Raw genomic sequence first — 6638 nt, forward strand, 5'->3', positions numbered from 1 at the left:
CCGTAAGCCCCTCCCTCACGATCGTTCCCGTGAACTGCCCGAAATGCCCCCGAGATCAGCGCGTTACGTACCACACCTACCGTCAGGCCATGGCGGACATATTTGACGCGTACGCGTTGGCCGACGCGTGGGACGAGATGTTTGAGCGGCCGGGTGAGGTCAGGACCGCCTACGAGCCGGTGTTGGCGGCGCTGCAGCCCATCGAACCGGGCGAACTGCGGTTCAAGGCCGACCAGATGGCCCGGGCCTTCACCGACCGGGGCGTGACCTACGCCTTCGCGGGCGAGGAGCGGCCCTGGCCGTTGGATCTGGTGCCCCGCATCCTCGACGCGCTGGAGTGGGACCTCATCCAGCGCGGGGTGGCGCAGCGGGTCAGGGCGCTGGAGGCGTATCTCGGTGACGCGTACGGGCCCTGCCGTGCGTTCGAGGACGGGGTCGTGCCCTGGCGGCTGCTGCTCAACTCCCACCACTTCCACAGATCCGCACACGGGGTCGAGCCGCCCGGCGGGGTGCGCATCCACGTCGCCGGGATCGATCTCGTGCGGGACGAGGCCGGTGACTTCCGGGTGCTCGAGGACAACGTGCGCGTCCCGTCCGGCGTGTCGTACGTCATCGAGAACCGGCGCGCGATGACCCGTATCTTCCCCTCGCTCTTCGCCGAACAGCACGTGCTCCCGGTGGACGGGTACGCGCAGAGACTGCTGGCCGCGCTGCGGGCGGCCGCGCCCGGCGGGATCGGGGACCCCAGGGTCGTCGTGCTCACTCCCGGGCCCAACAACGCCGCCTACTTCGAACACGCCCTGCTGGCCCGGCTGATGGGTGTGCAGCTGGTCGAGGGGCACGACCTCGTGTGCCGCGGGAACCGGGTGTGGATGCGCACGACGCGCGGTGAGATGCCCGTCCATGTCGTATACCGACGGCTCGACGACGACTTCCTCGATCCGCTGCACTTCCGGCCGGACTCCGTGATCGGCTGCCCGGGGATCATGAGCGCCGCCGTGGCCGGGAACGTCACCCTCGCCAATGCTGTCGGAAACGGGATCGCGGACGACAAGCTGCTCTACACGTACGTACCCGATCTGATCCGGTACTACCTCGGCGAGGAACCGATTCTTCCGAATGTCGAGTCCTACCGGCCCGAGGAACCCGGGCAGTTGGAGGCCGTGCTCGACCAGATCGACCAGCTCGTCATCAAGCCCGTCGACGGGGCCGGCGGGCAGGGCATCGTCATCGGGCCCAAGGCCGACGCCCAGACCCTCGAGCGCACGCGCGCCGCCGTCGCCGCCGATCCGCGGGGCTGGATCGCCCAGCGGCCGGTCGCGCTGTCCACCTCCCCCACCCTCGCCGGCGAGCACATGGCGCCGCGCCACATCGACCTGCGCCCGTTCGCCGTCAACGACGGGAGCGAGGTGTGGGTGCTGCCCGGCGGGCTGACACGCGTCGCGCTGCAGGAGGGCAACCTCATCGTCAACTCCAGTCAGGGCGGCGGGTCCAAGGACACCTGGGTGCTGGCCGAGGGCCCCGCCGAGCAGCCGTTCCCGGCCGTCGGCGGCCCGCTGCCCGAGAAGGCGCCGCGCCAGCTCGGGCCCGACGGCACCCGTTCCGTCGTACAGGAAGGGGCACAGCAGCAATGAACGACGTGATCCTCTCCCGGATAGCCGAGGCGCTGACGTGGACCGGTCGGTACGTGGAACGCGCCGACGCCACCGGACGCATCCTCGACGCCTACCTGCACCGGCTGCTCGAAGACCCGTGGCGTGACGAGGACGCCGCCTGCCGCTCCCTGTACGCGATCCTCGGCGTCGACGCGGGCGACGGCCCCTGCGACATGCAGCAGGTGCTGGACCAGCTGGCCTTCGACGCCCGCTCGACCGGCTCGATCGAGGGTGCGCTGGGCGCCGCCCGGCTCAACGCCCGCAGCGCCCGCGAGGCGGTGTCGTCCGAGATGTGGGAGTGCCTCAACTCCACCTGGCACGCCCTCGCCGACCAGCGCAGGGCGTCGCGCCGGACGGGCCCGTACGCCTATCTGGAGCTGGTGCGCAGACGAGCGGCCCTGTTCTTCGGGCTGGCCGACTCCACGATGAGCCGGGACGACAGCTGGCGCTTCGTGGTGCTGGGCCGGAGCCTGGAGCGGGTCGACATGACCGTACGGCTGCTGTCCGTGCGCGTGCTGGACGCGGCGCACGCGCCCGACTGGCCGACCCTGCTGAGCGCGAGCGGGGCGGACGAGGCGTACGCGCGCGTGTACGGCGGCTTCGGCGACAGCCCGAGGGTGGCCGAGTTCCTGCTCCTGGACCGGGACTTCCCGCGCTCGGCGCTGCACGCGCTGACGACGGCGGAGGAGTGCCTGGCGGCCCTGGGGCGCCCTCGCCAGGACCCGGCGCGGCGCCCGATCGGGGCCATGCGCACCCATCTGGAGTACCTCGACTCGGGGTCCCTGGGGGACGGGCTGCCCGTCCTGCTGCGGGACCTGCAAAGGGCCTGCATGGCGTCCGCCGACGCGGTGGCGGAGAAGTTCTTCCCGTACCAGGGGCCCGTCGAGTGGGCCCAGGAAGGAGCGCGACGATGACCCCGGAGAACACCAAGAGGGTACTTGGGACCCCCCACCGCCTGCGCATCCGCCACGTCACCCGCGTCCCGTACGCCCAGCCCGCGGCCTCCTCGCACAACGAGGTCCGCATGACCCCGCTGACCCTGCCCACGCAGACGACCCTGGACGCCCGCGTCCTGGTGAACCCCTCGACCCCCACCTGGTCGTACTGGGACTACTGGGGCACCCAGGTCACCGGCTTCGACCTGATGGAGCCCCACGCCGACCTGACGATCACGGCGACGAGCCTCGTGGAGACGTCCCCGCCGGACCCGGTACCGCAGGCGCCCGCGTGGGCGGAGGTGGCCGAGGCGACGCAACGCACCCGGCTGCTGGAGTACGCCGCCCCGACCAGCCGTACGACGGTCACGGACGCCCTGGTGGAGCGGGCCCGGGAGGCTGCCGCGGGTCTGGACCCGCACGAGACGGCGGTGGCGGTCTCGTCCCTGGTCGCCGACCGCGTCTCCTACGTCCCCGGATCCACCGGCGTCACCACCAGCGCGGCCGAGGCGTGGGAGCAGGGCGCGGGCGTCTGCCAGGACATCGCCCACCTCACCCTGGGCCTGCTGCGGGGCCTCGGCCTGCCCGCCCGCTACGTCTCCGGCTACCTCCACCCCGAACGCGAGGCGGAGCTGCACCGTCCCGTGGCCGGGCAGAGCCACGCCTGGGTCGAGTACTGGGCGGGCGACTGGACCGGCTACGACCCCACCAACCGCACCCGCGCCGACGAGTCCCACGTCGTGGTGGGCCGCGGCCGCGACTACGACGACGTGACCCCGCACAAGGGTGTCTACCGCGGTGTGCCCGGAGGCCCTCCGGAGGTGACGGTGGAGTTCACCCGAGTGGCGTGAGCCGGGGCCGAGGCGGGGGCGGGGGCGGGCACTACTTCAGCAGGCCGATGTCCTCGCAGGCCGCCCGGTACTTGGACGTGCAGATCTGCTTGACGGTGTAGATGTTGTCCTTGATCACCGTGTCCTCGATGTTCTCCTTGGTCAGCTCGACCACGGGGACCAGCTGGGAGGGGACGTTCTCGGTGGTCGGGGAGTCGACGTTGTCGCGGGTGAGGGCGTCGAACTCGATCGAGCGGCCCTGGACGTGGGCGACGGCCATCTCGGCGACGGCGTTCGCCTCCTGCGGGTACGACTTGTAGACGCTCATGTACTGGTCGCCGGAGACGATCCGCTGCACCGCGGCCAGCTCGGCGTCCTGCCCGGTCACGGGCGGCACCTTGGAGACGCCGGCGGTCTTCAGCGCGTCGATGACGGCGCCCGCGATGCCGTCGTTGGCCGCGTAGACACCGGCGATGTTGTCGAGGCCGACGGCCTGGATCGCCTTCTCCATGTTGGCCTTGGCGTACTTCGGGTCCCAGTCCTTGGTGTCGAACTCCTCGGCGATCGTCGTCGCGTCCTGGAGTTCGGACATGGCCCCGGCCTTGAACTGCGCGCTGTTCGGGTCGGTCTTCGCGCCGTTCATCATGACGATCTTGCTTGCGGGCGAGTTGCCCAGCTTCTCGACGAGGGCGCGGCCCTGCACCTGGCCCACGAGCTCGTTGTCGAACGAGATGTACGCGTCGATCGGTCCCTGGGCGAGCCGGTCGTACGCGATGACGGGGATCCCGGCGGCCTTCGCCTTCTTGACGCCGCTCGCGATGGCCTTGGAGTCGACGGCGTCCACGATGAGGATGTCGACCCTCTCCGCCACCATCTGCTCGAGCTGGCTGCTCTGCCGCTTCGCGCTCCCCTCGGCGTTGGCGTACTGGACCGTGCCCTTGTTGCTGGTCAGCTCCGCGACCTTGCTCTTGATGATGGGGTGGTCGAACTGCTCGTAACGCGCGTTCTCCTTCTCGGGCAGGAGGAGTCCCACCGTGATGTCGTCGCCCTTGGTGGGGCTCGCCTTGCTCTCGTCGCCGATGCCGTCCACGACGCCGCAGGAGGCGAGCGAGAGGGCCGCCGCCGACGCGGCCACGCCGACAGCCGTGCGTCTCGCCACGAAGCGGCGTATTCGAGTACGGGTGGTACGGGTGTTCACATCAAGGGCCTTCCGGGCGTGGGCGCAGCATTGCGCCCCATATGGCTGAAAGCCAACGCGGTGTTCACCTCAGCGTCAAGGAGCAACCACTTAACGAGATGACAACAGCGTTCCGTGTTCTTGGTGTGAAGAGAGTAAAGGTCTTGAGACGCGGGAAGAACTCATGTCCTCCACTTAGAGGGCCGGGCGAGGGGTATCCCTCTGACCTCCACAAACGGAGCTACGCGTTTCACCCCGGTAAGCCGACTTTGCCCCGACGCGCCTCACGCCTCCATCCACTGCCGCAGCAGCGCCTCCCGCGCCTCTCGCCCGGGCGTGCCCTCGACGGCGTGCGCGCGGCCCCAGTCCAGCAGCACCGACACGTTCGCGATGCCCGTCACGAACCGCTGGAGCAACATGACCGACAGGTCGTACTCGAACGTGGCGTAGCCGTGCAGCGCCGCACTGTAGGTGTCCAGCTCGGTGGTTCCGTCCTCGTCCTCGACGTGGACCTCGAAGACGGGCGGAACCTCACCGCCGCCCAGCGCCGCGTCCAGTACCGTGCTCACGGCGGCGCCCACCATCCACCGCGATCCGGAGCGCACGGGCGCGCAGTGCACGCCCAGGGCCCGCACGTCGACCCACGCCCAGCTGCCCCGCTGATCGGTGCCGAGCGCCTCCACACCGTCCGCCGTCAGCCGCACACTCCGCCCGTACCCCTCGGGCTCGGCCCCGACGTACACGGACGTCTCCGTGATCCAGAACAGTCCGACCATGGCCATGGGTGCCTCCGGGGGTGCGGCGTACGCGTAACGCCTGTGGAGACACGTTTCGGGGTCGGACGGTTCAGCCCGGCCGCACCTTGGGCTACTTCTCGGACCTGGCGGGTCCCGTGATGGCCTCAGTGATGGTGAAGCCCTTGGCGGGGCCTTCGGGGATGAGGACCTCGGTGCCGTAGGGGACGCGGTGGATGTCCCCCCAGTCGGCCGCGTCAGGGCGAGGTCCGGTGAAAAGGGTGACGGCTCCCTGGCCGTCGTGGTCATCGATCATCACGTACACCGGGATGCCGGCGCGGGCGTACTCGCGGCGCTTGCGGACACGGTCGCGGTCCTGGTTGCGTTTGCCGGGGGAGACGACTTCGACGACCATCGAGACTGCGGAAGCCTTGATCCCGAGGCCTTCTTCATCCTCGATCAGCTCCGCGTCCCGAGGAGCCACGAGCCCGTCCGGAATCCAGGCACTCCCTGTGTGGATCACGTTCGTGTCATTCCAGGCGCTGTGATCGCTGTCCTTCAGAAAGATCGCCAAAGCGTCCCGGAGGCGGTTGACGACCTGGGCGTGTGCGAAGCGACCGGTGGGCGACACCTCGATGAACCCCTCAATGATCTCAGCGCGGTAGCCCTCGGGGACTTCCATGGTCTTCCATGCCTGCCACAGCGCCTCGTCCAGTTCGGGGCCGTTCTCGGCCGGCGACACTGATTCGGTCCTGATCTCAGGCATGGTCTTGGGCCCCTCGTGCGCAAGAGCGGTCATGGCGGCACCTCCTCATCAAGTGTGGGCTGGGCGTGCTCACGGCACAAGCAACGCCGTTAGGTTAGGCGGCCATACGGACTCACCTGCGGAAACGACCTCGGTTCACTCGAACTGGTGACGCAGGAACGACTCACCCGGCGGCGAGCCCGAGCTCGAACCACACCCCCTTCGCGCACCGCCCGGCTCTCTCACCCGCGACGCCCCACCTGTCCGCCATCTCCTCGACGAGCGCGAGCCCGCGCCCCCAGCAGGCGGGCACCGCAGCGACGGGGTGGGCCAGGACCGGCGGGTCGGGACTCTCGTCGAAGACGCTCACATGGATGCGGGCGGGGGTCAGGCGGACGCGCAGCATGGTGGTGCCCTTGGTGTGCAGGTGAACGTTGGTGACGAGTTCCGAGGTGCACAGGGCGGCGGGCATGACGAGGCGCTCCCGGTCGTGAGTGAAGAGGACGGCGCGCACGAAGTCCCGGCAGACGCGGGGTGCGGTGGCGTCGGCCGGGGCGAACAG

Annotated in this window: 7 protein-coding genes; 3 read left to right on the plus strand and 4 right to left on the minus strand. The window is 69.8% G+C overall.

Annotated elements, in window-relative coordinates:
- Window positions 1-89 precede the first annotated feature (89 nt).
- The 3 genes from FNH08_RS41255 to FNH08_RS41265 are packed head-to-tail and all read left to right on the plus strand — an operon-like array spanning window position 90 to window position 3441.
- Window positions 90-1634 (plus strand): circularly permuted type 2 ATP-grasp protein, encoded by a 1545-nt coding sequence (locus FNH08_RS41255; RefSeq protein ID WP_152776645.1) that lies wholly within the window; start codon window positions 90-92, stop codon window positions 1632-1634.
- Window positions 1631-2569, plus strand: a complete 939-nt coding sequence (locus FNH08_RS41260) for an alpha-E domain-containing protein (protein ID WP_152776646.1) — start codon at window positions 1631-1633, stop codon at window positions 2567-2569. The genes FNH08_RS41255 and FNH08_RS41260 overlap by 4 nt, the downstream gene beginning before the upstream one ends.
- A complete protein-coding gene (locus FNH08_RS41265; RefSeq protein WP_152776647.1) occupies window positions 2566-3441 on the plus strand; it encodes a transglutaminase family protein in 876 nt (291 codons plus the stop codon). Before FNH08_RS41260 ends, FNH08_RS41265 begins: the two co-directional genes overlap by 4 nt.
- A 31-nt stretch (window positions 3442-3472) precedes the next feature.
- Here the strand turns inward: FNH08_RS41265 and FNH08_RS41270 are convergent, their stop codons facing one another.
- The 4 genes from FNH08_RS41270 to FNH08_RS41285 all read right to left on the minus strand — a co-directional run.
- The gene (locus FNH08_RS41270) at window positions 3473-4618 is read right to left on the minus strand and encodes a sugar ABC transporter substrate-binding protein (RefSeq protein ID WP_322726299.1); all 1146 of its coding nucleotides are present in this window, start codon (window positions 4616-4618) and stop codon (window positions 3473-3475) included.
- A 263-nt stretch (window positions 4619-4881) separates the two neighbouring features.
- Entirely contained in the window at window positions 4882-5379 is a 498-nt protein-coding gene (locus tag FNH08_RS41275) for a hypothetical protein (RefSeq protein ID WP_152776648.1), read from the minus strand.
- 85 nt (window positions 5380-5464) lie between these two features.
- Entirely contained in the window at window positions 5465-6130 is a 666-nt protein-coding gene (locus tag FNH08_RS41280) for a Uma2 family endonuclease (protein WP_152776649.1), read from the minus strand.
- Between the two features lie 130 nt (window positions 6131-6260).
- Window positions 6261-6638: ATP-binding protein (locus FNH08_RS41285; protein ID WP_152776650.1), on the minus strand; the 378-nt coding region annotated here is incomplete at its 5' end.

This window comes from Streptomyces spongiae (assembly GCF_009377185.1).
Classification (GTDB): Bacteria; Actinomycetota; Actinomycetes; order Streptomycetales; family Streptomycetaceae; genus Streptomyces; species Streptomyces spongiae.